This is a genomic window from Streptomyces tailanensis (assembly GCF_008386495.1).
Classification (GTDB): Bacteria; Actinomycetota; Actinomycetes; order Streptomycetales; family Streptomycetaceae; genus Streptomyces; species Streptomyces tailanensis.
The window spans coordinates 1-26,154 of the sequence record NZ_VTHJ01000032.1; the positions used below are offsets into that span (position 1 = coordinate 1).

General features: G+C 69.3%; 18 protein-coding genes and 4 pseudogenes. 10 read left to right on the forward strand and 12 right to left on the reverse strand.

Annotation, left to right across the window (positions count from 1 at the left end):
• Positions 1 to 17 precede the first annotated feature (17 nt).
• Entirely contained in the window at positions 18 to 1,202 is a 1,185-nt protein-coding gene (locus F3T56_RS24635) for a DUF3500 domain-containing protein (RefSeq protein WP_149827569.1), read from the reverse strand.
• Positions 1,203 to 1,402: 200 nt separating this feature from the next.
• On the opposite strand from F3T56_RS24635, the gene F3T56_RS24640 reads away from it, so the two are divergent.
• Together F3T56_RS24640 and F3T56_RS24645 are read left to right on the forward strand one after the other, a co-directional pair.
• Positions 1,403 to 2,104 (forward strand): response regulator transcription factor, encoded by a 702-nt coding sequence (locus tag F3T56_RS24640; protein WP_172639115.1) that lies wholly within the window; start codon positions 1,403 to 1,405, stop codon positions 2,102 to 2,104.
• The gene (locus F3T56_RS24645; protein WP_149827570.1) at positions 2,101 to 3,546 is read left to right on the forward strand and encodes a sensor histidine kinase; all 1,446 of its coding nucleotides are present in this window, start codon (positions 2,101 to 2,103) and stop codon (positions 3,544 to 3,546) included. The genes F3T56_RS24640 and F3T56_RS24645 overlap by 4 nt, the downstream gene beginning before the upstream one ends.
• Before the next feature lie 272 nt (positions 3,547 to 3,818).
• Here F3T56_RS24645 and F3T56_RS24650 read toward each other — a convergent pair whose 3' ends face one another.
• From F3T56_RS24650 to F3T56_RS50125, 3 genes and pseudogenes are all read right to left on the reverse strand, one after another.
• Positions 3,819 to 5,822 (reverse strand): ricin-type beta-trefoil lectin domain protein, encoded by a 2,004-nt coding sequence (locus F3T56_RS24650; protein ID WP_149827571.1) that lies wholly within the window; start codon positions 5,820 to 5,822, stop codon positions 3,819 to 3,821.
• Between the two features lie 85 nt (positions 5,823 to 5,907).
• Positions 5,908 to 6,021: pseudogene (locus tag F3T56_RS24655) on the reverse strand (AbfB domain-containing protein); the annotation flags it as partial.
• Positions 6,022 to 6,460: 439 nt separating this feature from the next.
• Positions 6,461 to 7,423, reverse strand: a pseudogene (locus F3T56_RS50125) (IS630 family transposase); the annotation flags it as partial.
• Between the two features lie 87 nt (positions 7,424 to 7,510).
• Here F3T56_RS50125 and F3T56_RS48135 point away from each other — a divergent pair.
• The 3 genes and pseudogenes from F3T56_RS48135 to F3T56_RS24680 form a co-directional block, all read left to right on the forward strand.
• Positions 7,511 to 7,651, forward strand: a pseudogene (locus F3T56_RS48135) (helix-turn-helix domain-containing protein); the annotation flags it as partial.
• 364 nt (positions 7,652 to 8,015) lie between these two features.
• Positions 8,016 to 9,206: a DUF3500 domain-containing protein gene (locus F3T56_RS24675; RefSeq protein WP_246203807.1), complete on the forward strand. Its 1,191-nt coding sequence runs from the start codon at positions 8,016 to 8,018 to the stop codon at positions 9,204 to 9,206.
• Positions 9,203 to 10,657 (forward strand): HupE/UreJ family protein, encoded by a 1,455-nt coding sequence (locus F3T56_RS24680; RefSeq protein WP_149827572.1) that lies wholly within the window; start codon positions 9,203 to 9,205, stop codon positions 10,655 to 10,657. The genes F3T56_RS24675 and F3T56_RS24680 overlap by 4 nt, the downstream gene beginning before the upstream one ends.
• Before the next feature lie 538 nt (positions 10,658 to 11,195).
• On the opposite strand, the gene F3T56_RS24685 is transcribed toward F3T56_RS24680, so the two are convergent.
• Both F3T56_RS24685 and F3T56_RS24690 read right to left on the reverse strand, forming a co-directional pair.
• Positions 11,196 to 12,839, reverse strand: coding sequence for a DHA2 family efflux MFS transporter permease subunit (locus F3T56_RS24685; protein WP_425473611.1), 1,644 nt, complete (start codon positions 12,837 to 12,839; stop codon positions 11,196 to 11,198).
• Between the two features lie 162 nt (positions 12,840 to 13,001).
• Complete coding sequence (locus F3T56_RS24690) at positions 13,002 to 14,321, reverse strand: aminomethyl transferase family protein (protein ID WP_172639116.1); 1,320 nt, start codon at positions 14,319 to 14,321, stop codon at positions 13,002 to 13,004.
• A 103-nt stretch (positions 14,322 to 14,424) separates the two neighbouring features.
• Here F3T56_RS24690 and F3T56_RS24695 point away from each other — a divergent pair, with 103 nt between their 5' ends.
• Positions 14,425 to 14,676 (forward strand): hypothetical protein, encoded by a 252-nt coding sequence (locus F3T56_RS24695; RefSeq protein WP_149827573.1) that lies wholly within the window; start codon positions 14,425 to 14,427, stop codon positions 14,674 to 14,676.
• A gap of 44 nt (positions 14,677 to 14,720) precedes the next feature.
• Positions 14,721 to 15,728, forward strand: a complete 1,008-nt coding sequence (locus F3T56_RS24700) for an Lrp/AsnC family transcriptional regulator (protein ID WP_149827574.1) — start codon at positions 14,721 to 14,723, stop codon at positions 15,726 to 15,728.
• A gap of 17 nt (positions 15,729 to 15,745) precedes the next feature.
• Here F3T56_RS24700 and F3T56_RS24705 read toward each other — a convergent pair whose 3' ends face one another.
• Together F3T56_RS24705 and F3T56_RS24710 are read right to left on the reverse strand one after the other, a co-directional pair.
• Positions 15,746 to 16,039 carry an integrase core domain-containing protein gene (locus F3T56_RS24705; protein ID WP_149827575.1) on the reverse strand — a complete coding sequence of 98 codons (294 nt, stop codon included), beginning with the start codon at positions 16,037 to 16,039 and terminating at the stop codon, positions 15,746 to 15,748.
• A gap of 37 nt (positions 16,040 to 16,076) precedes the next feature.
• Positions 16,077 to 16,244: pseudogene (locus tag F3T56_RS24710) on the reverse strand (transposase); the annotation flags it as partial.
• A 368-nt stretch (positions 16,245 to 16,612) separates the two neighbouring features.
• Here F3T56_RS24710 and F3T56_RS24715 point away from each other — a divergent pair.
• The 3 genes from F3T56_RS24715 (at position 16,613) to F3T56_RS24725 (ending at position 19,393) form a co-directional block, all read left to right on the forward strand.
• On the forward strand, positions 16,613 to 16,990 hold the full coding sequence (locus F3T56_RS24715; RefSeq protein ID WP_425473612.1) for a PP2C family protein-serine/threonine phosphatase: 378 nt from the start codon (positions 16,613 to 16,615) through the stop codon (positions 16,988 to 16,990).
• A 196-nt stretch (positions 16,991 to 17,186) separates the two neighbouring features.
• Positions 17,187 to 17,396, forward strand: coding sequence for a hypothetical protein (locus F3T56_RS24720; protein WP_149827577.1), 210 nt, complete (start codon positions 17,187 to 17,189; stop codon positions 17,394 to 17,396).
• 470 nt (positions 17,397 to 17,866) lie between these two features.
• Positions 17,867 to 19,393 (forward strand): purine-cytosine permease family protein, encoded by a 1,527-nt coding sequence (locus tag F3T56_RS24725; RefSeq protein WP_216372998.1) that lies wholly within the window; start codon positions 17,867 to 17,869, stop codon positions 19,391 to 19,393.
• Here the strand turns inward: F3T56_RS24725 and F3T56_RS24730 are convergent.
• The 4 genes from F3T56_RS24730 to F3T56_RS24745 form a co-directional block, all read right to left on the reverse strand.
• Positions 19,318 to 22,248, reverse strand: a complete 2,931-nt coding sequence (locus F3T56_RS24730) for a SpoIIE family protein phosphatase (RefSeq protein ID WP_149827578.1) — start codon at positions 22,246 to 22,248, stop codon at positions 19,318 to 19,320. The genes F3T56_RS24725 and F3T56_RS24730 overlap by 76 nt on opposite strands.
• A 246-nt stretch (positions 22,249 to 22,494) precedes the next feature.
• Positions 22,495 to 23,259 (reverse strand): Rossmann-fold NAD(P)-binding domain-containing protein, encoded by a 765-nt coding sequence (locus F3T56_RS24735; protein WP_149827579.1) that lies wholly within the window; start codon positions 23,257 to 23,259, stop codon positions 22,495 to 22,497.
• A 992-nt stretch (positions 23,260 to 24,251) separates the two neighbouring features.
• Positions 24,252 to 25,037 carry an alpha/beta fold hydrolase gene (locus tag F3T56_RS24740; RefSeq protein ID WP_149827580.1) on the reverse strand — a complete coding sequence of 262 codons (786 nt, stop codon included), beginning with the start codon at positions 25,035 to 25,037 and terminating at the stop codon, positions 24,252 to 24,254.
• A 233-nt stretch (positions 25,038 to 25,270) separates the two neighbouring features.
• Entirely contained in the window at positions 25,271 to 26,032 is a 762-nt protein-coding gene (locus tag F3T56_RS24745; RefSeq protein WP_149827581.1) for a GNAT family N-acetyltransferase, read from the reverse strand.
• Positions 26,033 to 26,154: the final 122 nt, after the last annotated feature.

Genomic DNA, 26,154 nt, shown 5'->3' on the forward strand with positions numbered 1-26,154 from the left:
GAAGATCCCTCGCCCGGTCAGTTCCAGCCGTAGTCGGCGGTCTGATCGCGGAAGATCGTGTGCTGGTGCACTCCGTCGACCACGATGCCGCCCTGGTTGGAGAACTCGATCCAGACCGACGGGCCGTCGACCCGTACGTAGGTGTCCTTGTTGTCGATGGCCGTCGCGCCGCTCCAGCCCAGATATGTCTCGTCGTACTCGGAGACGTACTTGGCGATGAGCGCCTCGGCGGCCTCTTCGTCCAGGTCGTCGACCCAGGTACGGATCATCGCGGTGACCTTGTCCTGCTGCTTGTCGGTGAGATCGCCGACCACGACGCCCTCGGGGTCGGGGAAGGGGCCGTCGTTGCCGGGGCCGAGCAGCAGGTCGTCGAAGCTGCCGTCGATCTCGGCCTTGTCCAGTTCGCTGTCGCTGAGCGATCCGATGGCCGCGATGGTGGTGTCCCGCTTGTCCTGGAGAGGGGCGTACGACTTGCCGTCCGTCTCGAACTCCGACGGCTCGATGGCGGTCAGTGTGGGGGAGAGGCTGACGTCGTCCTTGTAGTAGGTGATGTTGTACCCGGCGTGGTGGCCGTTGAACTGGACCGTGAACTGCTCGGTCTCGCTGGGCTCGCCGAAGAGGGCCAGGAAGTACTTGTCCGCGCCGTAGTCGTCGCCCCCGCCGGGGCCGCCCCCGCTGCCCGAGGACCCCACTTCGCTGAGGTACTCGTCCGCGATGCGGATATCCTCCAGCTCCTCGTAGCCCTGCTCGCTGAGGGCGGTCTCCATGACCTTCAGCGCCGCGGCCTTCTGGTCGTCGTCGAGGTCGGCGAACTCGATGCCGTTGCGCGCGGCGAGCGAGATCGGGAAGTTCGACCAGCCCTTGGCCTTGGCCTCGTCGTCGAAGTCGTAGAGGGCGGTGTCCTTCTCGTCGTCGGAGAGCGTCTTGAGGAACGCGTTGGCGGCGGCAACGACCTCGGCGGTGTTCGCCTTCCCGGCGCCCGTGCTCGCCGTCGCGGACGAGCTCTGGCTCGACGACGTCCCCGACGAAGAGGAGGAGGAGTCGTCGGAGCCGCAGCCGGCGACGCCGAGACCGACGCACGTGGCGAGGGCGATGGCGCGGCGCACGAGTGCCCGCTTCCGCCGTTCTCCGCGCGGCGGCCATCCGTGCGCGGGAGAGTCGGCGGGGCCAGAGGCAGTGGAGGAACGGGTGACGCTGGACATGGCGCTCCTGGAACGGTGCATGGAGGGGGACCCCCATCGTGATCGAGCCGCATCGGACCTGCATGGGAGCCGTTTGGGAATTGGGCAAAGTCCGAGTTCACCCCGCAGGAGCCGAAAGCGTCCGGAGTGCTTCGAGGGGGACTTGGCTTCCAGGGGCACTGGCCGCTGGACAACGGGCGGTTTTCGGCCATCATGTGGGGGTGCCGAACCGTGTCCTCATCGCCGACGACGATCGTGCGGTCCGCGAGTCCCTCGCACGGGCGCTGAAACTGCACGGGTATGAGGTCGTCACCGCCGCCGACGGGGTGGAGACGCTGACCCGAGCCCGTCGGGAGTCGTTCGACGTCCTCGTGGTCGATGTGCTGATGCCGTACGTCGACGGCGTGGCCGTGTGCCGTGTGCTGCGCGCCGACGGTGACCGGACCCCGGTGCTGATGCTCACCGCGCGCGGTGACACGGCGGATCGGGTCGCCGGACTGGACGCGGGCGCCGACGACTATCTGCCCAAACCCTTCAAGGTCCCCGAACTGCTCGCACGCCTGCGCGCGCTGCAGCGCCGGGCCACCCTCTCGCCGGCGGCCCAGGGGAAAGAACCCGTCGGCGGCGTGCTGCGGTTCGCCTCCCTGCGCATCGACCCGGACGCTCGCCGCGCCTGGTGGGCCGACGAGGAACTGCAGCTGTCGAAGACCGAGTTCGATCTGCTGGAGCTGATGGTGCGCAACGACGGGATCGTGCTGGCGCACTCGACGATCTCCAGTCGAATATGGGGCTACGACTGTGGGCCGCACACGAACAATCTGGCGTGCTACATCGGCTATCTGCGGCGCAAGCTCACCGACGCCGGCGCGCCCGATCTGATCCACACGGTGCGTGCCGTGGGCTACGGAGTACGGCGCCCATGAGCCTGCGTCTGCGTTTCACCCTCGCCTTCACCACTGTCGGAGCCCTGGTGGCGGTGCTTGTCGGTGTGCTGAGCTTCCGTGCGGCCTCCGACCGTGTCGTCGACGGGGCCAACCGGGCGGTCCGACTGGTCGCGCTGGCCGTGGCCGAGGAGCAGGGCACGGCACAGGCTCTCCCCGACACGGTCACCCGGGACTCGGACGGCTACCCCGGCACGGGCGACGAAGCGGAGCAGCCCGCGATCGTGCGGGCTGTGGCCCCCGACGGCACGACCACCCGTCTGGGCGGCCCGGACGTGGCGCTGCCGGTGTCCGGCACCGGACGTGCCCTCGCGGCCTCCGGAGCCGCCGGGCAGGAGGAGGCCACCATGATCGAGGTGGGCGGCGACACCTACTGCCAGCTCACCATTGCCCTGGGCGAGGGGCAGGGTGCCCTGCAGGCGGCCATCCCCCTGGAACCGACACGTGACGTGCTGGTCGGCATCGCCAAGGAGATCGCGGGAGCCATCCTCGCGGTCATGCTGGCCGCGGCGGGAGCGGGCTGGCTGCTCGCGCGGCGCATCACCCGGCCGCTGGTACGGCTGGCCGGGGCCGCCGAGGAGATCAGTGCCGACGACCACACCGACCGCGAGGTCCCGGTGGACGGCCGCGACGAAGTCGCCCGGCTCTCGGCGTCCTTCAACACGATGACCCGCAGGCTCGCCGCCTCACGCGCCCTGCGGGAGAGGCTGGTGCAGGACGCCGCCCACGAAGTCCGCAACCCGCTGACCAGCCTGACCACCAACGCGAGCGTGCTGCGCTACGTCACCGAACTCTCCCCGGACGACCGTGACCGGCTTCTCGACGACGTCGAGGACGAGACGCGCGAACTCGGTCATCTGGTCGACGAGTTGGTCGGGCTGGCCCTCTCACGGAGCCGCGACGAGGCCGAGGAGCCCGTGGAACTGGCCGAGGTGGCCGGCCGGGCCGCACAGCGCCTGCAGCGGCGCACCGGCCGGTTCGTCCTGCTCGACGCCGACGACTGCGTGGTCAGCGGCCGCCGCCAGGGACTGGAACGCGCCGTGAGCAACTTGCTGGAGAACGCCGCCAAGTTCGACGGTGGCGGTGACGAACCCATCGAAGTGCACATCCGCCGAGGCACGATCACCGTCTCGGACCGGGGGCCGGGCATCGACGCGGCGGACGCGGAGCGGGTGTTCGACCGTTTCCACCGGACCGACACCGCCCACGGCCTGCCAGGGTCCGGGCTCGGCCTGGCCATCGTCCGCGATGTGGCGGAGATGCATGGCGGCACCGCCTTCGCGAGAACACGATCCGGCGGCGGGGCCACCGTGGGGTTCACCGTGGACACCTCCCGGCTCCTGCCGGAACGGGCACCGGATTTCGCCAAGCCGCAGGACAAACGGCCGTCACCCGAACGTCCCGCGGAGCGGCGTCCGGACTGAGAGCGGCGGCACAGGCAGTACCTGTCGGTGCCACGCTGCCGCAGACCGGACCGGTGCCGGCGGAGGACACGACCGCCACGTGGGTTCGCGGTCCCGTCAGACCGTACGGCTCGAACCCGAGTTGCCCGATCGTGGCGCCCCGCGCTCGTCCGGCTCCCGCGTGCCGGGGCGAGGACCGAGGCCGGACGCAAGAGATCCCGGCAACCGGAGGTTCGGTTGCCGGGATCGGGTTCCTGGTCGGCACGGTGCGCTCACACCGTGGCGGCGTCAGGTCAGGTGAGGGTCCACTTCTGGTTGTCCTGGCCGTTGCAGGTCCACAGGAGCAGCTTGGTTCCGTTGGCGGTCCCCGCGTTCGATGCGTCCAGGCAGAGGCCGGAGAGGTTGTTGGTGAGGCTGCCGTCGGGGTTGGCGGTCCACTTCTGGTTGGTGCCGTTGTTGCAGTCCCAGATGATGACCTTGGTGCCGTTGGTGGTGCCGTTGTTGTTGGCGTCGAGGCACTTGTTGCCGTAGACGACGAGCTCGCCGCGTGAGGTCTGGGTGAAGGTCTGGTTGCGCCCACCGGCGCAGTCCCAGATCTGCGCCTGGGTGGCGTTGGCGATGGTGTTGTTGCCGATGTCGACGCAGCGGTCGGAGACGGAGCCGACGAGGGCGACGCCGTCGGTGCCGGGGATCCCCTGGACGCGGATGGCGTCGACGTCGGGCGCGGTGCTGCCGGAGACGGCTGCGAAGCTCACGGTGTTGTCGCCCTTGCCCAGGTGGGCGAGCACGGACACGGTCCGGTAGGTGGTCGCCGAGCCGGTCGGCGGGAAGGCGACGACGTAGCTGTGCTGGCCGTTGACCTTGATGGTGGCCTTGCCGGCGGTACTGGCGCCGTTGGCGTAGGTGATGTCGACCAGCTTGGTGCCGGCGGAGGTGGTGGTGACGCCGGTGAAGGTCGGGTTGGTGGCGGTGGTGGTGGTGTCCTCGTACGTCGAGCCGGACGCCTCGGTGCCGTGGACCGTCAGCAGCACGGCGTCGTTCGCCGGGACGCTGGTGGAGTAACTCGTGGCGTGATCCTTGGTCTTGATGCCGGTCCACACGTCGCGTACGGACGCCGGGGCATCTGTCAGGCCGAGGTCGGCCCAGCGGACGGTCATGTCCGCGGCAGAGCCGGTGCGGTTGAGCAGGAGTACCGCGCGCTTGCCGGTGCCGGAGAGGACCTTGCCGTACACCTGAAGGTTGCGGGTGTCCTCGGCGACCTTGACGCCCTGCAGGCCCCGGGGGTCCTGGTCGATGGCGATGACCTTGGAGTTGGTGAGGATGTCGCGGGTGGCGGTGCTCATCGTGGCCACGTTGTTGCCGGCCAGCAGCGGGGCGCCGGAGATCGCCCACAGGCCCATGTGCAGCCGGTTCTGAGCGTCACTCAGGCCGTTCATCCCGACCATCAGCATGTCCGGGTCGTTGTAGTACCCGGTGTGCTGGGCCGCGGGGTGCAGCCCCTTGTCGAAGTTGGTGAGCATCTTGGCTGTCGTGGCGGTCTGGCCCCAGAAGATGACATCGGTGCTGGTGCGCCACAGGTCGCCGTATCCGGTGGCCCAGTTCCAGGGCAGTCCGGTGCCCCACTCGCAGAAGGACAGCACGAGCTTGTGCCCGGTGACGGCGGTCGCGGCCTCGTTGGCGGCGGCGATGGCCTTGTACGTCGCCTCCTGGTTCAGGCCCTCCCTCTGGCCGCCGCACCAGTCGATCTTCACGTAGTCGAAGCCCCAGCGCTGGAAGGCTTCCAGGTCCTGCTGGTAGTGGCCCTCCATACCGGTGTTGGGGGCGGCGGGCCGGGTGGTGGGGTAGTAGTAGCCGCAGCCCTGCTTGCCCGCGTCGGTGTAGATGCCGGCCTTCAGGCCCTTGCTGTGGATGTAGTCGGCGATCGCCTTCATGCCGCCGGGCCACAGGGTCTCGTCGACGACGATGTTGCCGTCGGCGTCGCGGTCGCCCTGCCACCAGCCGTCGTCGAGGTTGACGTACTTGTAGCCGGCGTCCGCCATGCCGGAGGAGACCAGGGCGTCGGCCTGCTGCTTGATGACGGTGTGGTCGATGCTGCTGGCGAAGCTGTTCCAGGACGCCCAGCCCATCGACGGCGGGGTGACATCGATCTGGCTGGTGCTGACGGCGGTCGGTTCGACGGCCAGGGGCGCCGACGGCTCCTGCCGGTCGAGGCTCGCCAGACCGGTGACGGCGAGTCCGGCGGCGAGGACCTGGACGGTTACGCGTCTGGCCCATCTGTGTAGAGCGGTGCGGGACATACGGCTCTCCAAGGGGAGGAAAGGGGAAAGAACGCTGACCGCGCCAGGGCGCTGGGCCCGGGGCGCCGTGGTCAGCCGCAGGGCGTCAGTTGACGCTGGAGAAGGTGGCGTCCGCGCGGTCGGTGGCGGTGGAGATCGGGTCGATGCGCGGGGCGTAGTTCGAGTGCCTGGGGTAACGGGTCGGGAAGTTGAGTGATCGAAGGACGGCCAGGTGTAGTTGACCGACTCAGGCGGGCGGTAACGGCGACCGGCCGGCTTCGGAGGCCATGCCGAGGAACCGTCGGCGCGACGGCCGGGAGTCCGGCCGGGACCTCGTGCTCATCGACTCTCCAAAGCAGACGTGCGGAAGCGGAGAACGGGCGCTCAGGAGAGAGGAGCCTGAGGGACCCACATACGGAGCCACCGGCACTGCTCGTCCGACCAGCCGAACTGAGTGCGGTGAATCGGTCAGAAAAGTAAAGGTGGGACAGGAGCAGGTCAATGGTTTTGTCGTTTCTCGTTGATTTTTGTGTGTCTGAACGGGTTGCTGGACTCCGCCTGTCAGCCGCGCGCCTTCGCAATCCGCCGTTCGGCCGAGGTCCCGGCTGCCCGGGCCGGTCACTGAGGTTGAACCCGTGATGCCGTACTGTTGGGCAGGCGGGTCTGATGGCCAGGCCGGTCTCGGCGAGGCATCTGTCTATGAGGTCGCTGCGGTACTGGATGTGCCGTAGTCCGCGTCGGATGCACTGGACGAGGTGTTCGGGGGTGCTGAAGGCGACGTTGGAGAGCCATCCACGTCGCAGGAGTGACCAGATACCCTCGACCGGGTTGAGGTCGGGTGCGTAGGGCGGCAGGTAGTAGATGGTCAGCCAGTCCCGGACTGTCGCCCATTCCCGCAGGTCGGCAGCTTTGTGGACGTTGAGGTTGTCCCAGACGAGCACGATCGGACCGCCCAGCTGCTGGTGGGCGGCGATCAGCAGGTCCCGGTAGTCGCGCCAGGAAAAGCTCTTGCGGCCGTCGCGGCGGCCGTCGTCCCTGCACGGCCGGTAGATCAGCCGGGATCGGTGGCCGGACTTGTAGCAGGTCAGCGCCGCGATGAACACCCGTCTGCGGGAGCGGCCCCGCACCCGCACCACCGGTGTCCGGCCGCGCTGTGACCAGGTCTTCGCCTGCGGCGGCGTCATGGAGAAGCCGGCTTCGTCCTCGAAGACGAGCCAGGCTCCACGGGTCGCCGCGAGTTTTCCGCGCAAGGCCATACCTCCTTGACCCATCCGGCCACCGCCTCGTCGTCCCGCTCGACCGCCCGTCGGGCCGGGACCTGGCAGGACCAGCCATTGCGCACCAGCAGCTTGCGGTCCCTTGGCCAGCTCCGCCTCCAGTTGGGCGAACTGCTTCTCGCTCAGCCTCGGCGGCGACGCCGGCCCCTGCGACCGCAGAGCCCGCGGACCGCCCTCGTCCCACATCTGCCGCCATCGCTGCACCGAGCGGACACTGACCCGCAGGTCTTTGGCGATCACCGAGCCCGCCTCACCCTGAGCAAGCCGTTCGGCTGCCTGGAGTCGTAACTCCTCGCGGAACTGCTGACGTCCGGCGGTCAGCCCGCACCCTTGTGGATACCGCATGCCCCGGCGATCCCGCATGGGAGACAAGCCGTCAGCCCCTACGACATCACGAGTGCAACCTCAGTAACCGGGGCAGGAGAGATGAACATGACTATCCGGGTGGCCGTAGTGGACGACCAGACCATGGCATGTTCGGCGTTCGCCGCGGTGCTGACGATGCAGAGCGACATCGACGTCGTGGGGGAGGCCGCCAACGGCAGGCTCGGCATCGAGGCCAGCCGCAGTACACCGTGTGCCGAGCCGGAGCCCGGAGGTCCTGCCGCCGGTGGAGAAGGTGTCGGGACGACGGTCTACTCGCAACGCGAGTCCGTCTCGGCGGCTGAGGCTGCGATGAGAGCAACCTGGCAACAAGGTAAGCGTTTCGCCTCAATATGCGGATCACGCCACCCAAATGGGACGCACCTCAAGGCTCTCGCATTGAGCTGTCAACAATTTTGCTGATAGTTCTCCCATCACATCGCGCGCGTGTCCTGGACGGTGCCGCCCGCCAAGCCGGCGTACCGTCCCCACTTTTGTCTACAGGGAGCTGTTCGTGAGCAAAGAGAGAACAAGTCGGGCTCGTAGCCGCCGGACTTGGCGGGGTATAGCGGGCGTGGCCGCCGGTGTCGTCCTCGTCGGTGGCGGATTCGTGGCGGCCAACGCCGCGACGACCTCGGGCGACGCGAAGAAGGCCGGCGTCCACTACCCGGTCGACAAGAAGGCCGACGGCGTCGCGGCCGTGGTCAGCGCGGCCAACGCGTTCCTGAACACGCTGGACTCCGACCAGCAGGCGGAGACGGTCCTGGACTACTCCCAGGCGAACGCGACCGCGTGGTCGAACCTGCCGTGCGGGTCGTCCTGCCGGGTCGGCATCCAGACGGGCTCGCTGAGCGACGAGCAGCTGGCCGCCCTGAAGAACGTGCTGAAGGTGGCCCTGGGGACCGGCGAGGGCACCGGCTACGAGCACGTCCTTGAGACCCTCCTGGCAGATGACCAGCTGGCCTCGGCGGAGAGCTCGGGCTCCGGGCCCGCTGCGCCGTCGAGCGACGCCTCGGCCTCGGCCGACCCCTCGGCGGACCCGAGCGCCACGGCCAGCGGCGCCCCGACGGGCGCCCCGCCGTCCGGCGGCACCGGCGCCGGCGGCGGCGGGTACGGCAGCGACATCTACCTCATGGCCTTCCTGGGCACCCCGTCGGTCGACGGCACCTGGCAGCTGCAGTTCGGCGGCCACCACCTCGCCGTGAACGTCACCTACAAGGACGGCAAGGTGGCCGGCGCCAGCCCGTACTTCACCGGCGTCGAGCCCACCAGCTGGACCGCGGACGACGGCACCACGTACGAGCCGATGGCGAAGTTCCGCAACGGCATGCTCGCCCTGACCGGCAGCCTGAGCACGGAGCAGCTGGCCAAGGCCAAGCTGTCCGAGTCCTTCAGCGACGTGCTGCTCGGCCCGGGCGAGGACGGCCAGTTCCCGGAGACCAAGGAGGGCATCAAGGCCAGCGAGCTGTCGCCCAAGCAGCAGAAGCTGGTCCTGGCGGCGATCCACCCCTGGGTCGCCGGCGTGGACGACGCCACCGCGAAGAAGCTCTTGAAGACGTACGCGCGTGAGCTGAACAAGACCTACATCGGCTACTCCGGCGGCACGGGCCTGGACACCCAGGGCGACTACGTCCGCATCGACGGCCCCAGCGTGTGGATCGAGTTCGTCTGCCAGAACGGCTTCGTCTACCAGGACAAGGTCCACTACCACACCGTCTACCGGGACCACACCCGCGACTACGGCAGCGAGTTCTCCTTCTCATGACCCGACCGCGAAACTGGCTGACCGCAGCGCTTACACGCCTGGTGGCCGGGATCGCGATCGTGGTACCGGCGGCGCTCCTCCTCGGGGCGTCGCCGGCCGCCGCGCATCCGATGCCGCACTCGGTGGTGGAACTCGACGTGTACCAGGCGTCGGTGAGCGCACGGCTGGAACTGCCGGCCGACGACTTCTCCCAGGCCAGCGGGATCGACCTGAGCGACACCACCCAGGCCACGCTGTCCGGAAAAGCCAAGGCCATCCGGACCTACCTCGCCAAGCACATCCACCCGGCCACCACCCAGGGCAATGCCTGGCAGGTCAGCATCGGCAGCCTGAGCCTCAGCAGCACCGAGCAGACCTCCACCGGCCCCTACCGCGAGCTGGTCGCCGAGGCCGTGCTCACCCCGCCGGCCGGCACCGACGTACGGCACTTCACCTTCGACTACGACGTCATCGTCCACCAGGTCATCACGCACACCGCCCTGGTGACCGTCCGTCAGGACTGGGCCGCCGGGCAGATCGAGGACGAGGGCACCACCCAGGTCGGCACCATCCGGGTCGACACCCGGACCATGACCGTCCCCGCCCTGAAGGTCGACCTCGGCGAGGGCGGCGCCTGGCGCGGCTTCCTCGCCATGGTGAAGCTGGGCGGCGACCACATCCTCACCGGCACCGACCACCTGCTGTTCCTGCTCATCCTGCTCCTGCCCGCGCCGCTCGCGGCCACCGGAGGACGGTGGAGCGGCCTGGTCGGCGCCCGGCCCGCGCTTCTGCGGATCGGCCGCATCACGCTCGCCTTCACCGCCGGGCACTCCGTCGCACTGGCGGCCACCGCGCTCGGCCGCCTGGACATCCCCGACTGGCCGGTCGAGGCGTTCATCGCCGCCAGCATCCTCGTCGGCGCGATCCACGCGATCCGCCCCCTCTTCCCCGGCAAGGAGGCGCTCGTGGCCGGAGTCTTCGGGCTCGGCCACGGCATGGCCTTCTCCTTCGTCCTGGCCGAGATGCACCTGTCCACCGGACAGCTCGTGACCAGCCTCCTCGGCTTCAACCTCGGCATCGAACTGGTCCAGCTCCTGCTGGTCTGCCTCGCCCTGCCCTCGCTGCTGGTGCTGGCACGCCTGCGCGTCCAGCCCACACTACGACTGGCCGGCGCCCTGCTCACCGCCACCGCGGCCATCGGCTGGCTGGCCGACCGCCTCGGCCTGCCCAACCCCGTCGCCCGGGCGGCCGACAGCGCCGGATCCCACACCACAGCGATACTGGCCGCCCTCACGGTGACCGCACTCGCCGCCACCGCCTGGACCCTGACCACCCGTCGGCACGCACGGCCCGGGCCGGTCGAGCCCCCTGCAACGAAGCGTCCCGAGCGTGAAGGGCGACACGCTGCGACGACGTGTGAGCCGTACGATCGGGACCAGCCGGCGGATACCGCCGACTCAGTGGCCACGTAGAGCCGTTGAGGGCCGCGAGCGGGATGTACGACACGTGCTCCCGACTCCCGCTCTGCGGGGTCGGGGTCGGGCGACAGGTCTCACGTTCCGCGACGAGGAGGCGGGGCGCGACACAGTCTCACCCTCAACGCAACCGATCACCCAACCCCCGGTTTTAGAGAGGCTCATGGCCCCAAATGTCGGTAGCGTGCCCGGCATGAACAACGCTCCGGACTTGGCAGCCTGTCTGCATGCCTGGTTCAACAAGGTGCAGCAGGCGGGGAGACGCCGTTGATTCGCTGATCGACATGGTCCTGGCGGACACCTCGAAAGCTGGCAAGAAGCGGGCACGACGCTTGGAACGTGCAGCAAAGCACCTGGTGCGCGCCTCCCACCGCACGCACAGAGACACCGGGCTGTCGGGCGATCACGCCAACTCGAAGGTGGGTTTCGAAACTCGTCCACGGCGGATTGCCCGACCATCGGCCGGGGAGGGGCATCGTCCGCGGCTCGGTACCTGACCGGCGCGGACGATGTCCCTTCCCCCCTCATCGACTGATCAGGCGCGCTGGTGCCCCAGGGGTTGGACCGTGCCAGCCTGAGCGTTCTCGGCGGCGGCGTCCGGGCGACCATGCCGTGCCGCGCTCCCGGTCTTCGCCGCGCCGTCTGCGACCTGCTGCTTCGGGCGGCGCAGCAGGACGACGGCGCATGCTGCGGCGAGCACCGCCAGCGTGGCGGCCACCACGAGGCACAGCCGCAGGCCGTCGAGGAGGGACTCACCCAGGGCGCCGTAGACCTGACCAGCTGTGGAGCCGAGGTTCATCCCGGCGACCGCGCCCAGGCCGCCCTCCTCGGCGGTGGACAGGATGGTGTGGGCCTGGGGGCCGGTCACACCGGCGTCGGCGAGGTGGCCGGGCAGGGTGTGCACAGCGCGGGTGGACAGCAGGGCGCCGAGGACGGCCGGGCCGAGCGCGCCGCCGACCTGGCGGAAGGCGTTGTTGGCGGCCGAGGCCATGCCCGCCAGGTGGTGCGGCACGGCGGCGACGGCGGTGGCCGTCATTGGCGTGGTGACGAGTCCGAGGCCCACGCCCAGCACGATCAACCGCCAGGCGATCGAGCCGTAGGAGGTGTCGGCGTCGAGGTTCGTCATGGCCAGCAGTGGCCCGGCGATCAGGAGCAGGCCGACGGTGATCATCCAGCGGGCCGGGACGCGGTGCATGAGCCGTCCGGCCGGGGCTCCCGCCACGATCGCGGCGACGGGGACGAGCAGCAGCCGCGCGCCGGCCTCCAGGGTGCCGAGCTGCTGGACCATGCCGAAGTACAGGCTGAGGACGAAGAAGAAGCCGATCAGCCCGAGGAAGGTGATCAGGGCGACCAGGGCGGTTGCGGTGAAGGCCGCGCTGTGGAACACCGCCAACTCCAGCATGGGGCTGGCACTGCGCTTCTCCACCACGACGAAGGCGATCAGCGCGACGACGCCCAGTGCGAGGGCGGCGACCACCCTGGTGGCGGTGAAGGAGTCGGCGCCGCCTTCGATCACGCCGTAGACGAGCGCCGTGATGCCCACGGCCGCGGTGATCTGGCCGGGCCAGTCGAGCTTGCGCCCGTGCGGGGCACGCGAGTCGGTCAGCAGCGGGGCGGCGACGGCCATCGCTACCAGCGGGAGGGGGACGGACAGCAGGTAGATCCAGCGCCAGGCGAAGTGGTCGAGGATGACGCCGGCGATGACCGGGCCGAGGGCCAGGGCCGCGAGCATGGCCATCGCCCACATGCCGATGTACTTGCCGCGTTCCCGGTGGTCGGGCACCGCGTGGCTGATCAGTGCCAGCGTGGTGGGCAGCAGCGCGGCCGAGCCCAGACCGGCCAGGGCCTGACCGGCCCACAGGGTCTGGATGTTGTGTGCGCACAGGGCGACCGCCGCCCCGGCGGCGCAGCAGAACAAGCCCGCCTGAAAGACCTTCTTACGGCCGTGGACGTCGCCGAAGACGCCGGCGGTCAGAATGAACGCGGCCATGGGTAGGACGAACGCGTCCTGGACCCAGGACAGTTGGGCGGTCGAGGTGTGCAGTGCGCGCTGGATGGCGGGCAGGCTGACGGCGACCGTGGTGATCGGCAGGTAGGCAGCGAACACGCCGAGGCAGGCCATGACGATGGTGGCCGCCCGCCGGTCGGTCGGCCTGATCGCCGTTGTGGTGGCGTTCACGGATAGTCTCCGCTTTCTCCCGTGCGGCGTGGTGGTGCCGCGGTCGGTTGGGTGGGGCAGGGTTGGTGCACGGGGGCTGCCGTGCCGGGGGCGGGCAGCCCTGACCTGCGGGATGTTGCCGGTGGCGTCCCGCAGGCGTCGGTGGGTGGGGTTCTCCGCGGCTTACACGGCCGGTCCGAACTCGGCCCGGTAGTTGGCCAGATGGAGGCGCAGGTCGACACGGGAGCGCACAGGCTTGTACGGAGCCTGCGCTACGGTGGCCCGGATCCGCTTGACCGGGTCGCCCGGGTTGCCCCAGACGACCTCGACCTGTGCGCCGATCTCGGCGTCGGCGGTGTTCAGCACGGACAGGGACAGCATCTGGCGGAAGTGGTAGCTGTAGCCGCGCTGGGTGGCCGTACCGACGAGAACGCCGTCGCGCTCGACCCGGTCCACCCACAGGTGGCCGCGCAGGTCGCGGGGCATGTCCATGAAGGTGTGGTGCGGGTCGTCGCCATAGAGCGAGCGGTGCACGTCGAGCACGTCCTCGCTGTTCCAGACCAGGGTGCGCAGGACCCGGACGGGCCGGGCGAGTTTCTCGCGCAGCGCCGTGTCCCCGAGGAAGGCGTGGTCGAAGCTGATCTGCCGGGTCCAGCCGAGCTCCACCGGGTCGCGGTAGTAGTCGCGCAGCGACTCGCCCTCGAAGCTGCCCGCGATGAACGCCCGCGGGATGTGCCACGGTGAGCTGAGCAAGTGGGCGAGGAAGTCCGCCTCCTCGGGCTCGTACAGGGCGGGCAGATAGTCCAGGTTCCGGGTGGGGACGGCGTTCTCCAGGTGGTTCAGGGGCGCGGCCCGGTTGCCCAAGCGGCGGATGCCGTACTTCTGTCCGGCCTGCACAACCGTGTCGTACACGGCGGTGCCGATCTCGCGCGGGCCCTGCAGCTCGAATCCGACCTCGCCGGCCATGCCCTGTCGCAGCGCCCAGATGCGGTGCCCGGCGAGGGTGATGGGCACCGCATACATGTACGGGGTGTCCAACAGCCGCTCGTCGCCGGTCAGGTCGATCAGCAGCGGTATCGACGCGGGGCCGGAGACCTGGTACACGAACCAGCCCTCGTCCTCGGCGGTGACCTTGAAGTCGCCGTGCTCCAGGTTGTACCGGGCCCAGTCGCCGCCCGGCCCGTGGAACACGTAGTCCTCCTCGTCCAACCGGGTCAGGATGCCCTCGCTCATGACGTGCCCGTGCGTGTTGGTCTGCACGACGTGCTTGGAGGAGCCCACCGGGAACCGTCGGAAGGAGTTGACCGAGATCCCCGACAACAGCTCCAGCACACCCGGGCCGCGGAAGCGGGTCTGCGGCAGGAACGACCAGTCACCGATGTAACAGGTCCGCTTCCAGGACATGCTCTCGTCGAGCCAGTCGGTGTGCTCCGGCTGTCCGAAGAGCTTGGCGAGGATGTCGAACGGGGGTGTCGAGCGGAAGGCGTCGACGGTGAAGTCCACGGGGGCGGATACCTCTCTGGGGATGTGGGTTTCGGCTCGTGAGCGATGGTGTGGGCCGACTCGTCCGCGCAGCGGGGCCCGAGGCCCGGAGCGCCCACGGGGGATGCGGGGAAGACGCTCCGGGCCGGTCAGGAGCGGCAGCGACGCCCCACCGGGCAGTCGGCCCGCAAACTGCCCGGAGCACCGCCGCGGGGACCGGGGGCACAACGCCGACCACCCGCTGGGTGCCGGAGAGATCGGTGTGCGGGAGCGCCGCCCGGTGGGCTGGGACCACGCCCGCCGTGGTGAGGTGCATCAGCACATGACCAGCATCCGCCTCGAAGTCTTCGACCATGAAACCAGCAGCCCGAAGTGAATAAAATCCTCTACGCCACGAGGAACACGTGTAACACTTCCCCCGTGATCGACGCTGTGGACAGAAAAATCCTCCACGCGCTGCAGTGTGCGCCTCGTGCCCCCTTCCGGCGCATCGGCGAGGTGACCGGGGTGTCGGAACAGACGGCCGCCCGGCGTTATCACGCGCTGCGCCGCAGCGGGGTGATGCGGGTGGTCGGTCTGGTCGACCCGGCGGTGCACGGGCAGGCCCAGTGGGTGGCCCGCATCCGTTCCCGCCCCGACCGGGTCGGTCCCCTGGCGGACTCCCTGGCCAAGCGGCCGGACATCGCCTACGCCAACCTGGCCTCCGGCGGCTCGGAGATCATCTGCATGATCCGCTCCCCCGTGGAGGCCGAACGCGACGACGTCCTGCTGCGCCAACTGCCCCGCTCGGCCTCTGTCCTCGACGTCGGCATCGACCTGGTCCTGCACACCTTCGGCGAGACCGGGACCAGTGAATGGACCGGCTATGGCGCCGGCCTCACCCCCGACCAGGTACGACAGCTCACCGGCGACGGGCCCCCCGTCCCCGCCGGCCCCCTCCAGACCCCTACGGACGAGGACGCCCCACTGTTGGCCGCCCTCGCCGAGGACGGCCGTACCACCCACACCCGCCTCGCCGAGCTCACCGGCTGGTCCAACGCGCGCGTCGCCCGCCGACTGGAGGCCCTGGAGACCTCGGGCACGCTCGTCTACGACGTCGATCTGCTGCCCGAACGCCTCGGCCATGCCCTCAACGCCACCCTCTGGCTGCGCGTCGCCCCCGCCCGCATCGAACCGGCCGGCGAGGAACTCGCCCGGCACGCCGAGGTCGCCTTCGCCGGCGCCGTCAGCGGACGGCACAACCTGATGGCCACCGTCATCTGCCGCGACGCCGAGGACTTCTACCGCTACCTCACTACCCGCGTCGCCGCCATCGACGGCATCGACGCATACGAGGTCAGCATCCGCGTCCGCCGCCTGAAACAGGCCGCCTCACTCATCTTTCACGGCCGCCTCGTCCATCCGACTGAGCTGCCCCGAGTTTCGTAGAGTCCGGCGGTCTTGTTTCAGGCGGACTGAGGGGTGGCTTCCTGTTGTCGCCACCAGTCGCGTTCGTACTCGGCGGGCGGTATGTAGTCGAGTGCGGAGTGCAGGCGTTCTTCGTTGTACCACGTGACCCACTGGAAGATCGCCCGCTCGACCTGGTCGACGTCCCGCCACGGCCCCTGCATCTCGATCAGCTCGGCCTTGAACGTACCGTTCAGCGCCTCGGCCATCGCGTTGTCGTACGAGTCGGCCACGGAGCCGACCGACGCGGAGGCGCCGATGTCAGCAAGCCGGTCGGTGTGCCGAATTGACACGTATTGACCAGGTTCAACCAGTGGATGCAACACCGGCTTATTTGATCGATAGTAGATGGTCGTTGAGGGCTTCGGCGGGTGTCTTCCAACCGAGGCTCTTGCGGGGGCGACTGTTGAGCGTGGCTGCGACCGCCTCGATATCCTCCGCCGCCCATCGGGAAAGGTCGGTTCCCTTCGGGAAGTATTGGCGCAGCAGGCCGTTCGTAAGAGCTTGGCGCGCCTGCGCGTCGAGATCCGCCAGCGACTCCGGGGACGGCCCGCCCCACGTCTCTTCGCCGCCGCGCGGCGCGGCGGCCCTGCGCGACCTGCGTCTGATGAGGGCGAACGCGACCAGCACCACGGGAACGAGCACCACAAACAGGAGGAGCCAACTGCCTCCGCCGACGCCAACCTGCTCGCCTTGACCCGGGTCCGCCTCGCCGGGCGTTACGGCCACTGTGGGCACGGACTCGCCCGAGAGCACCGCGTCGTACCCTCGGGCCGCACCGATCGCCGCTCCCGCCCAGTCGTTCTGCCGCAGCGCCGGCGCGACGGCCGTTGCGTCGACCTCAGTCAGGTCCTTTTGCGTCAGCGGTGACCTTGCGTCCACAAAGTAGGAATACTGCCGGTCACCGGTGGCGACAGCGGATTCTCCCCGAATTGCTGATCACCCCGGACCGGCGCGCGGAATACCTGTACGCCGAGCCCGGACTACCGCTCAATGTCGACAGCGGGCAGCCCCGCCCCGACCACACCCGCCCCCTGCCGCTGGCTGCCACCGTGGTCTTCTTCACCGATGGTCTTGTCGAAAACCCCGACCACCCCATCGACCAGAGTCTGAACGAACTCGCCGAACTCGCCACCACCCACGCGGCCCTGCCCCTGCAGGACTTCGTGCGGGCTCTGGCCGACCACCACTCCAGCGACGGGCACGACGACATGGCCATCCTCGCCTTGCGCACCCCGAGCTGACATCGCAAAAGTGCACGGTGTGAAACGGCCACACAGCTGGCATGGTGGATCGGCCGTGGGCAGCTGGCATGGTGGACTACAGGCCCAGCCGACCGGAAAGACCTCCCGATGACTCTCGCGCGCCGTGAAGGCTCCGGCGAGGCGCCATCCTCGCCGGCACTCAGGCCCGTTCGCCAGCCACGAACTGTTCATCAACATGATCGCTCTGCAGGCGTTCAACGGCACCGCCGCGCTGACCGCGCTGCTGCTCACCGCAGCAATCACCGAGCGAAACCAGGCCCAGGACAGGATCGAGCAGGCCTGCGAGCAGCTCGCCAAGATGGTGGCGAGAATCGCGGCAGGCATCGGAGGCCCACCGGCCCGCCCCCAGGGCCGGGGTGACGAGGACGGCAGACAGACCCCATGACCGCCGCGGTCAATCGACAGCACCGTCGCAGGACAGGCCACGACAGTGAGTTGCCAGCACAGGAGTTGACGAAGCAGACCCGCGACCGCGGCCTGCCCGCCCGGCGTTCGTGGCCGTTCCGAAGGCCGCCGGCCCCGCCTCACCCGCCGACGCCGCCGCGCCGCCTCTCCGCCGCAGCCCGACCGCAGGGACGTGGTCCTGGAGCCGTCAAGCCCGGACCATCCGCCTGACGCGCTGTACGGGTCGGCAGCCGCGGCCGCCGAGTCTTGCCGGCCACGGCACCCGGCTCGGCGGAGTTCACCGTTCGCAACGACTGAGGGCAAATACCTCATAAGCGTGCGAAGTGCGATCTCATAAGGTACAGAAGCCTCATAAGATACAGAAGCGATACCGTCTTACCCGCACGCGAATCGGGCGATCAGGGTTCTTCCGTCCACGGCGACCCGCACGCCCCTTTTCCGGAGGCGATCATGCCCACGGATCCCGACCGCCCGGCGCTGGAGGTGTCCTTCACCGACGACCCGAGAGTCGTCAAGGAGGCCACCACCGAGGACTACTCAACGCACGTCGTGCCCCTGTCCTGGCGGTCCGGCCGCTGGTCGCTGGCGATGGCCTGGGGAGCCCTGTTCTCGGCCATGTTCTGGTTGTACATCGCGGTGGCCTCGGCAGACGCCGTCGGTACGCCGGCCACCATCGTGGGCATGGCCCTGTCGATGGTCACCTACGGAGTGGTCAACTTCGTGCTGTCCCGGTACGCCGCCCGCACGGGCCTCACCGTCGCCCTGCTCTCCCGTCGACTGTTCGGCGTGCTCGGCTCGGCGCTCGCACCGCTGATCTTCGCGGCCACCGCCGTCTACTACGGCGTCTTCGAGGGGTCCATCATCGCGGTGGCCCTCCAGCGGTACTTCGGCGGCGAGATCAAGCTCTGGTACCTCGCCGTGGTGCTCTACGCCCTGCCGCTGGTCATCGGCGGAGTCCGGGTCTGGCTCGACAAGTTCAACGGAGTACTGCTCCCGCTGTACGTTGCCGGGCTGCTCGCCGTCGTCATCACGGCCACCGTCAAGCAGGGCTACCCGAACGACTGGCTGGGCTCCGCTCCGGCCGCCGCCGACGGAACGCTCCCGGGCTGGCTGACCTCGTATCTGATCTACATGGGCGTGTGGATCATGATGATGTACACCGTGGACTACGCCCGCTTCGGCAGGGCGGCGGACCAGGGATTCCATTCCACCGTCACCTTCGGCTGGGTGTTCTACCTCTGCACGTTCGCCGTCAACGGTCTGATCGGCATCTACCTGCTGCGCGCCTGGGACATCGCGGGCTCCGAGACGGGGGTGGTGGACGCGTTCATCCGCACACTCGGATTCGCAGGGGTCCTAGTGATCATCGTGTCCCAGACCCGCATCAACACCGCCAACTACTACCTCGCCTCCACCAACCTGGAAGCCTTCGCCGCCCGCGTGCTGCGGGTCAGGCTGCCGCGTGTCGCCTGGGTGGCGGTCGCCGGTGTCATCGCGTACCTGCTGATGCTCACCGACGTACTCGGCTACCTGCTGCGCGCCCTGGCCTGGCAGGGCGTCTTCGTCACCGCCTGGGTGGCCATCGCCCTGGTCCACATCGCCCTACGCGGCGCCGACCGCGACGGGCTGCCCGAGTTCCGGCCCCTGCGGCTCGCGCCGGTCACCGCCGGAGCCGGGGCCTGGGTGGTGGCCTCCGCCATCGGCATCACGCTCACGGAGCAGACGGCGCACACCGCTCTTGCCCGGCTCGCGCCGCTGATCACCGTAGTCCTGGCGGCCGGGCTGTACTGGCTGGCGCTGAGGTTCGGCCCCGACCCCGTACGCGCCACCGGAAGCGACCCGCGCGACGAGGTCGAGGACATCTGGGAAGCCCGCGTCCGCTGCCGCACCTGCGAACGTTCCTACATCGCGGTCGAGATGGACCGGACCGCCACGGACGAAGTCGTCTGCTCCGCCTGTGCGGCGGACAGCCGCTGAGACTCCCCCGCACTCACCACGCCACCGGCGCTCGGCAGGCCGTCCGGGACACCGGTGAGCGCCTGCTCAGTCCAGATGGACTTCCCGACCGCCGTGTAACGCGTGCCCCACCGCTGGGAGAGCGCCGCGACGAGCTGCAGGCCGCGCCCGCCCTCGTCCGTCTCGGACGCGCGGCGCATGCGGGGTGTGGTCAGGCTTCCGTCGGAGACTTCGCAGGTCAGGCTGGCGCTGCGCAGCAGCCGCAGGTCCACCGGGCCCTTCGCGTGACGTACGACGTTGCCGATCAGCTCGCTCACGATGAGTTCCGTCGTCATCGTCAGGTCGTCCAGTCCCCAGGAGGACAGCTGCTCCCGGACTCGTTCGCGAGCCTGACCAGCCGCTCGAGGGTCCTCTGGGAGCTGCCAGGACGCGATCTGGTCGGCAGCGAGCGCATGGACGCGTGCGACGAGGAGGGCGGTGTCGTCATTGGCGGTGAACCGCCCCCCGGCGAGCAGCCCGGTGGTGACAATGTCGCAGAGCCGTCCGAGATCTCTGCAGTCGGCCGTACGCAAAAGCTGCTCCAGTTCAGCCATTCCCTTGTCGATCTCGCGGCTGGGCGACTCGACCAGGCCATCGGTGTACAACACGAGAAGGCTCTCGTCCGGCAGCGTCAGCTCGACCGTCTCAAACGGTGGATCGGCCGCGCCGAGCGGTGGATCCGGGGCCAGTTCCGGGAAGTACACGGTGCCGTCGGGCTGAACCACCGCGGGGGGCGGGTGACCGGCCCGGGCGATGCAGCAGATCCGGGTGGTGGAGTCGTAGAGCGCGTACAGGCAGGTGGCGTACGCGTCCTCGCCGAGTCCGCAGACGATGTCGTTGAGGTGGCCCATGATCTCGTCGGGGGGCAGTTCCAGGTCGGCCAGGGTTTTGACGGCGGTGCGCAGCCGGCCCATGGTGGCCGCCTCGGACAGGCCGTGGCCCATCACGTCGCCGATGACGAGCGCGACCCGGTCGGCGGACAGCGGGATGACGTCGTACCAGTCGCCGCCCACGTCCATTCCCTGCCCGGCGGGGAGGAAGCGCGCCGCGGCGGTGCACGTCGGCACTTCGGGCAGCCGCTGGGGAAGCAGCGCGCGTTGCAGTTCCTGGGAGCGCGTGTGCTCGGCGTCGTAGAGCCGGGCCCGTTCCAGGGCGTGTGCGACGAGCGCGCTGATCGCGGTCAGCAGAGTCTGCTCCTCATGCGTGAGGCGGCGTGGCCGGTCGAAGGCGACCGAGCAGACGGCGAACGTGCGCCCGGAGACCGTCAACGGCAGGAACGCCCAGGCCTGCTTGCCTGCCAGCTGCGGTCGGCCGGCGAGATGCGGATAGTGCTCCGCGTACTCCTCGACCGAGGCGACGAACAGCGGCGCGCCGGTGTTGACCGCTTCCCCTACCGGATCGCTCGCCGTCACCTGCTGGCCGTTGAGCGCGTCGAGGAAGGCCTGGGGGTAACCCACGGCGCCGACGACGTCTGTCCGGTCGCCCTCGATGGTCAACACGGCCAGGCCGCTGGCCCCGAACGGCGGGAGCACCCGCTTGGCGACCGCCTCCACCACATCGTGCGACGTCGTCGCCTTGGCGAGCGCGGTGGTCAGTTCCGCGATCCGGGCCGAACGCTCGGCGGCGGCCCGCGCGGCGGCGGCCTGCTCCGACTCGCGCCGCCTCTTCTCGGTGACGTCCGTGAGATACAGGGTGAGCCCGTCGGGCCCGGGGACAAGCCGGAGGTGGTGCCGGCGCCCAGCCGCTATCCGCACGTCGAAGCCCTCGGACGTGGCCGTGGCGGCGGCCTTCCGGCATCGGGCCTCAAGATCGGGGATCTGTCGCACGGGGGGCAGGTCCCACAGGACACGCCCGAAGAGCTCCTCCTCCCGGGCACTGAGCGTGCGCTCCGCCTCCAGGTTGGCGAAGGTGATCCGCCAGTCGTCGTCCACCAGGAGAAAGCCGTCGCTCATGTGGCGCAACGCCCGGCTGAGCGCGTCGCGGGCGGTACGGGACTCGCTGCTGTCCCATCCCATGCCCACCATCCGGACCGGTTCCCCGTCGTCGTACTCCACGACCGAGCCGCGGGACTGCGTCCAGCCGTAGCTGCCGTCCGGGCGCCGCACCCGGTACTCCGCCTCATAGACGGTGCCGTCGCGGATCGCCCGCTCCGCCGCGGCCAGCGTCCACGGAAGGTCGTCGGGGTGGATGACCTGCATCCAGCTCTCGATCCGGGGCACGTAATTGGCCGGGTCGTCGCCGCCGTACAGGGCCCTCGCCGCCTCGTCCAGCAGCAGCTCGCCGGTGCGGATGTTCCAGTCCCACGTGCCGACCGTGACGGCCTTCAAAGCCTGCCGGAGCCGACGGCCGCTCAGCCCCTCCCGCGGCGAGGCGGGCGGCGGCGCCTGACGCATCCACTCCTCGGCCCAGGCGACGACGTTCCGCAGAAACCCCCACTGCTCCCCGGTCGGCTCGCCCCCCATCAGCAGGGTGAGTGCGCCGATCGTGCGGTCCCCACTGGACATCGGTACGGAAGCGAGTCCCGCACCCGGCCACGGTCTCGTCGGCGGCCCGGGAGCATCAGGGGGCTCAGCCGGCACCCACACGCTGCGGCCCTCGCGCACCGCACTCGCCGGTACCGTCGGTCCGTCCTGGTCGACGATTTCCCAGGGACGGGTGAGTGCCGGGGGCAGACCGGTCGACGATACGAGACGCAGGGCTGACATCGGACCGCGCAGATGGATGGCGCCGCCCAGTGCGTCCGATTCGGCCACCCCGTGCTGGAGGGCCAACCGGAGGATCTCACTTTCGGTGATCCCCTTGTCGGTGCCCACGAGCAGGGACAGCCGCGCGTGCATAAAACAAAGGTACATCCGGAGGTTCCTCCCGAATCGCGGCCGGCCCAGGCAGCCGAAGGCGGACTTGAGCCCGCCGGTACTCCAGTAGCGGATCTCAGCCTGGACCGGTAGTTCCCAGGGCCACCATCCGCCCTGTCCGTTCGCGCCCGCTGTGCAGTCGCGGAGGACGTGGCAGGCCGCCAGGGACTACGGCCGGCCTGCCACGTCATGCCTGTCGAACCCGGCCGAAGCCAGCAGTGATTGCGGTCAGAGAACCATGTCGGTCAGCCACTGGCGGGTGGTGCGGGGAGTGATGCCGAGCAGTTTCTGAGCGGAGTTCTCGGGCGTGATCGAGCGGTCCGGAAGGGCGCTCATGGCCTGGTAGGCGTGCGCGATGTCGGCGGCGGGCCCCTCCCCGATGAGCGGGGCGACGGAGGTGCGGAAGTCCTCGGGGGTGATAGAGCCGAAGGTCACGGTCGTGCCGAGGTGGGCGCCGAACGCCGCGGCCAGGTCTGGGCCGGTGATCGCCGGGTACTGGCCGACGGTGACCTCGCCAGTGACGTCCGGGCGGTCGAACAGGGCGACGGCGGTGTCGGCGCTATCCAGGTGGGAGGCCCAGGAGACGGGGAAGTCGGCCCGGATCGGGTAGGGCAGCACGCCGCGTTCACGGACCGAGTCGATGACGTACGGCATGAGCAGGTTCTCCAGGTACAGCTCGGGCGCGATCACCGCGTGGGACACGCCGCTGTCGGCCAGGCCGGCGGTCAGGGTCACGGCGGCACCGCCTATGGCGGGATCGATCGGGAAGCCGCTGGTGGACAACACGACGCGGTCCGGCCGGGCCTCGCGAACAGCGGTGAGGATGTTGCCCACGAAGAGCCGACGGTTCTCTTCCGCGGTCACCGGAAGGTGCACGAAGACCCCTGCGGCACCTCGGTAGGCGTCGGTCAGGTCGGCGGCGGAGGAGTAGGCGGCGGACACGATGCGCGCGCCGTCCACGACGGCGTGCTCGTCGCGGGTCACAGCGGTCACGGGCCTTCTGCGACGGCGAGAGCGGCGACAACGGGGGCACCCTGGGCGCCGGTGGCGCCATGAATCAGGCCGCTCGGGGGGCACGCAGGACGTTGTGGCGTTTCCATCAGGACCGTTTCCCGATGCGGGGCGGACTAGCGGATGCTTGCCCGACACCGAGACGACTCACCCCATGGACCTCATGTCCGACTTGACCGGACTCGACGTCCCGAATTCATCCTGCCGATCATGAAAGTGTGATCAAGGCATGTCGAGGGCATCCCTCAACTCGCGTACCCGCCAGCAAAATTGCTGGTCAGATCGATTCTCCTCGCGTAGCGAGTAGTGGGGCGGGTGGGACTCGAACCCACGGCCGACGGATTATGAGTCCTTCGAGGATCTTGGCGACCCTTGCCGATCAACGCTCATCCTTGACGTTTTCGCAGGTCAGATGCGGTTATCCATGCGGGTACTCCTCAGCCCTTGTCAGTCTGTTCCTGTCCTTGCGGCCTCAACTCGGCCTCAATGAGGCCCGGCAGGATCGCGCTGAAGACATAGAGGACGATGGCACCAGCTCAAGGAGGGGATTGGAACACGCCCGCAGCGGATTCCCATTCCAACGCGCACAGGCTCCGCCCCGGGTGTTGGAGCGAAGCCTCTACGGCCGTTTTTGCAGGCCAGACGTTGTGCCGTCAGGCTACCCGGCCGGGCTCCTGATTCCAGGGTGAGCTGGAGGCCCTCAAGCGCCGCCAGCGGGTCAGTGTTCGACCGGCGAGAAAGTGTGTAGGAGGCGACGAAAAGCCGCTTCCCCTGCTCGTCCGGTTCACCTCCGCTCGCGCGGAGAACAGGGTGATAGCGGCCAGTTGGAATTCCCCGCTCGCGGCCAGTCGATGGGGAGCCAACTGGCCATGATTGTCACTGGTTGTAGTGGCGCAGTCGGCCCGTAGCGAGTGTCGGTGGCGGCCGATCGGCGCAGTCATGGCGACTGCGATCCGGGCGACAGAGCCGGTGAGCTATGGGTTGGCGATGTTGTCGACGGGGGCTAGGAACCGCCGGACGCATTCGGCGAAGGCGTCCGGCTGGTCATGGTGAACGACGTGTCCGGCGGGCAGTTCGATGAGACGGATCGATCGCTTCGCTGCCATGTCGCGGGCGTGGGGGGCCGACAGTTCGTCGCTACGCGTGCCCCGGATCAGCAGGGTCGGGCATCGCACGCTCAGCCAGTCGTGCCAATGGACACCGGACAGTGCTTGCTGGGACCGGACCGTGTCGGCCGCGTCGAAGGAGAAGCCCCAGCCTTCTGCTCGCTCCCTGAAGGTCCGCTCCAGGTACGGCGCGGCGGCGCCCAGGGCCTCGACGAGCCCGTCTCGGGTCGCGACGCGGTCGGGCAGTCTCCTTGCGAAGGTCAGGTCGATGTCGCAGACCGCTCCGATGTCCTCGACGATGAGCGCGGTGACGCGGTCGGGATGCCGCGCGGCGAACTGGTAGGCGTTCACGCCACCCAGGGAATGACCAAGCAGTGCCACCTCCACCAGCCCGAGGTGGTCGAGGAACGCTGTGATGTCACCGACGTAGCTGCCGCGCTCGTAGTCGCTGGCCCGATCGGACTCGCCATGCCCCCGCTGGTCGAGCGCGACCACACGCCATGGGGAGCCCAGCCGCTCGGCCAGTGGAGCAAAATCCGCGCCCTCGCTGAAATGCCCGTGCAGAGCGATGAGAACCGGGCCCGGCCCGCCGAAATCGAGATAGGAGAGTCTGCGCCCGTTCACCTCGAAGCTGCCCCGCACACGGTCGTCCATGGCTGGCGAGTCTACGTGACCACTCACTTCCGGTAGCTCCGAGTCGGCCCTTACTCGTCACCCACAGTCACTGAGCTGAGTGGCCGTACACGGGGAGATCACACTGGCCGCTGTGATGATAGCGGCCGGTCGGGATTCCCCACTGGCGGCCAGTTAGCGGGGAGTTATCTGGCCGCCAGTGATCACTCCGCGTGAGCGGGCCCGCGTTGGCTTGCCACGGTGGAGCCCTGGCCTCACCTGGCCGCGATGTGCGCAGCCCCGAACAGGCGCTTGGCCATGCCGAGGCGTTCATACGTGGCGATGGCCGGCGCGTTACCGGTGAGCACCATGAGTGCGGCGCGGCCGTGCTGGTTGACGAGGGCGTCCACGACGAAGCCGCACACGGCCCGCGCAAGACCGCGCCCGCGGGCGGCGGGGTGGGTGACCACCCCGCCCATGAATCCGCACCCGACCGCGGACCACGCGTCCGCCGCCACTGCCAGCGGCTTCGCCCCGACGCTATTGTTCACCTCGCCGACGACCCCGGCCCAGCGGCGCATGCCCGCGCGTCTTGGCTGCGCGTAGGAGTCAGGGAAGAAGCAGTCGAACAGCGAGGTCGCCTCCTTCTCCTCGCGGGCGTTCAGCCACCGCACGCCTGCGGCGGCGGCACCGGATGGGGACGTGGCCTCCATCCAGAAGAAGTTGTGGACCGGCGCCAGGTTGGGCAGTTGCCGCACCAGCGCATCGATCAAGGCAGCTTCCCCCAAGACTCGGTAGGACGGGCCGATCTCCTCCAGGATCGGCCGCACCAATACGGCCGCGTCGGCGCCGTCGCCCTTGACCGCAAGCCGGTCCTGTTGAGGGTTCGGGCTCGCCACCGCCAGCGCCGCGCCGTGGCACCAGGCCCGTACCCCCGGCCCCAGGCCGTCACCGCCTTGTCCCTGGGCGGCCCAGACCGGATGTCCGTCGCAGGCCGCGGCCTGCTCGATATCGCTGAGCCGTGCAAGTTCCTCCATACGCCGTGCTTACCAGGCGTTCTTGGAGGCCCGCTGTGACCCAGCCCTCATCGATCACCGATCGTGATCACGTATCTGGCCGTGCTTGGGGAATGTGAAGTGGCCGCCGACACGCGGAGAGC

Bases quoted from the DNA above. Each gene is read 5' to 3' on its own strand.
- F3T56_RS24680 (WP_149827572.1), top strand. From the start codon at position 9,203: ATGACCCGACCGCGAAACTGGCTGACCGCAGCGCTTACACGCCTGGTG.
- F3T56_RS24730 (WP_149827578.1), bottom strand. From the start codon at position 22,248: ATGCACGCGCGGCTGTCCCTGCTCGTGGGCACCGACAAGGGGATCACC.
- F3T56_RS24650 (WP_149827571.1), bottom strand. From the start codon at position 5,822: ATGTCCCGCACCGCTCTACACAGATGGGCCAGACGCGTAACCGTCCAG.
- F3T56_RS24720 (WP_149827577.1), top strand. From the start codon at position 17,187: ATGATCGCTCTGCAGGCGTTCAACGGCACCGCCGCGCTGACCGCGCTG.
- F3T56_RS24740 (WP_149827580.1), bottom strand. From the start codon at position 25,037: ATGGACGACCGTGTGCGGGGCAGCTTCGAGGTGAACGGGCGCAGACTC.
- F3T56_RS24645 (WP_149827570.1), top strand. From the start codon at position 2,101: ATGAGCCTGCGTCTGCGTTTCACCCTCGCCTTCACCACTGTCGGAGCC.
- F3T56_RS24635 (WP_149827569.1), bottom strand. From the start codon at position 1,202: ATGTCCAGCGTCACCCGTTCCTCCACTGCCTCTGGCCCCGCCGACTCT.
- F3T56_RS24725 (WP_216372998.1), top strand. From the start codon at position 17,867: ATGCCCACGGATCCCGACCGCCCGGCGCTGGAGGTGTCCTTCACCGAC.
- F3T56_RS24745 (WP_149827581.1), bottom strand. From the start codon at position 26,032: ATGGAGGAACTTGCACGGCTCAGCGATATCGAGCAGGCCGCGGCCTGC.
- F3T56_RS24695 (WP_149827573.1), top strand. From the start codon at position 14,425: ATGCGGGGAAGACGCTCCGGGCCGGTCAGGAGCGGCAGCGACGCCCCA.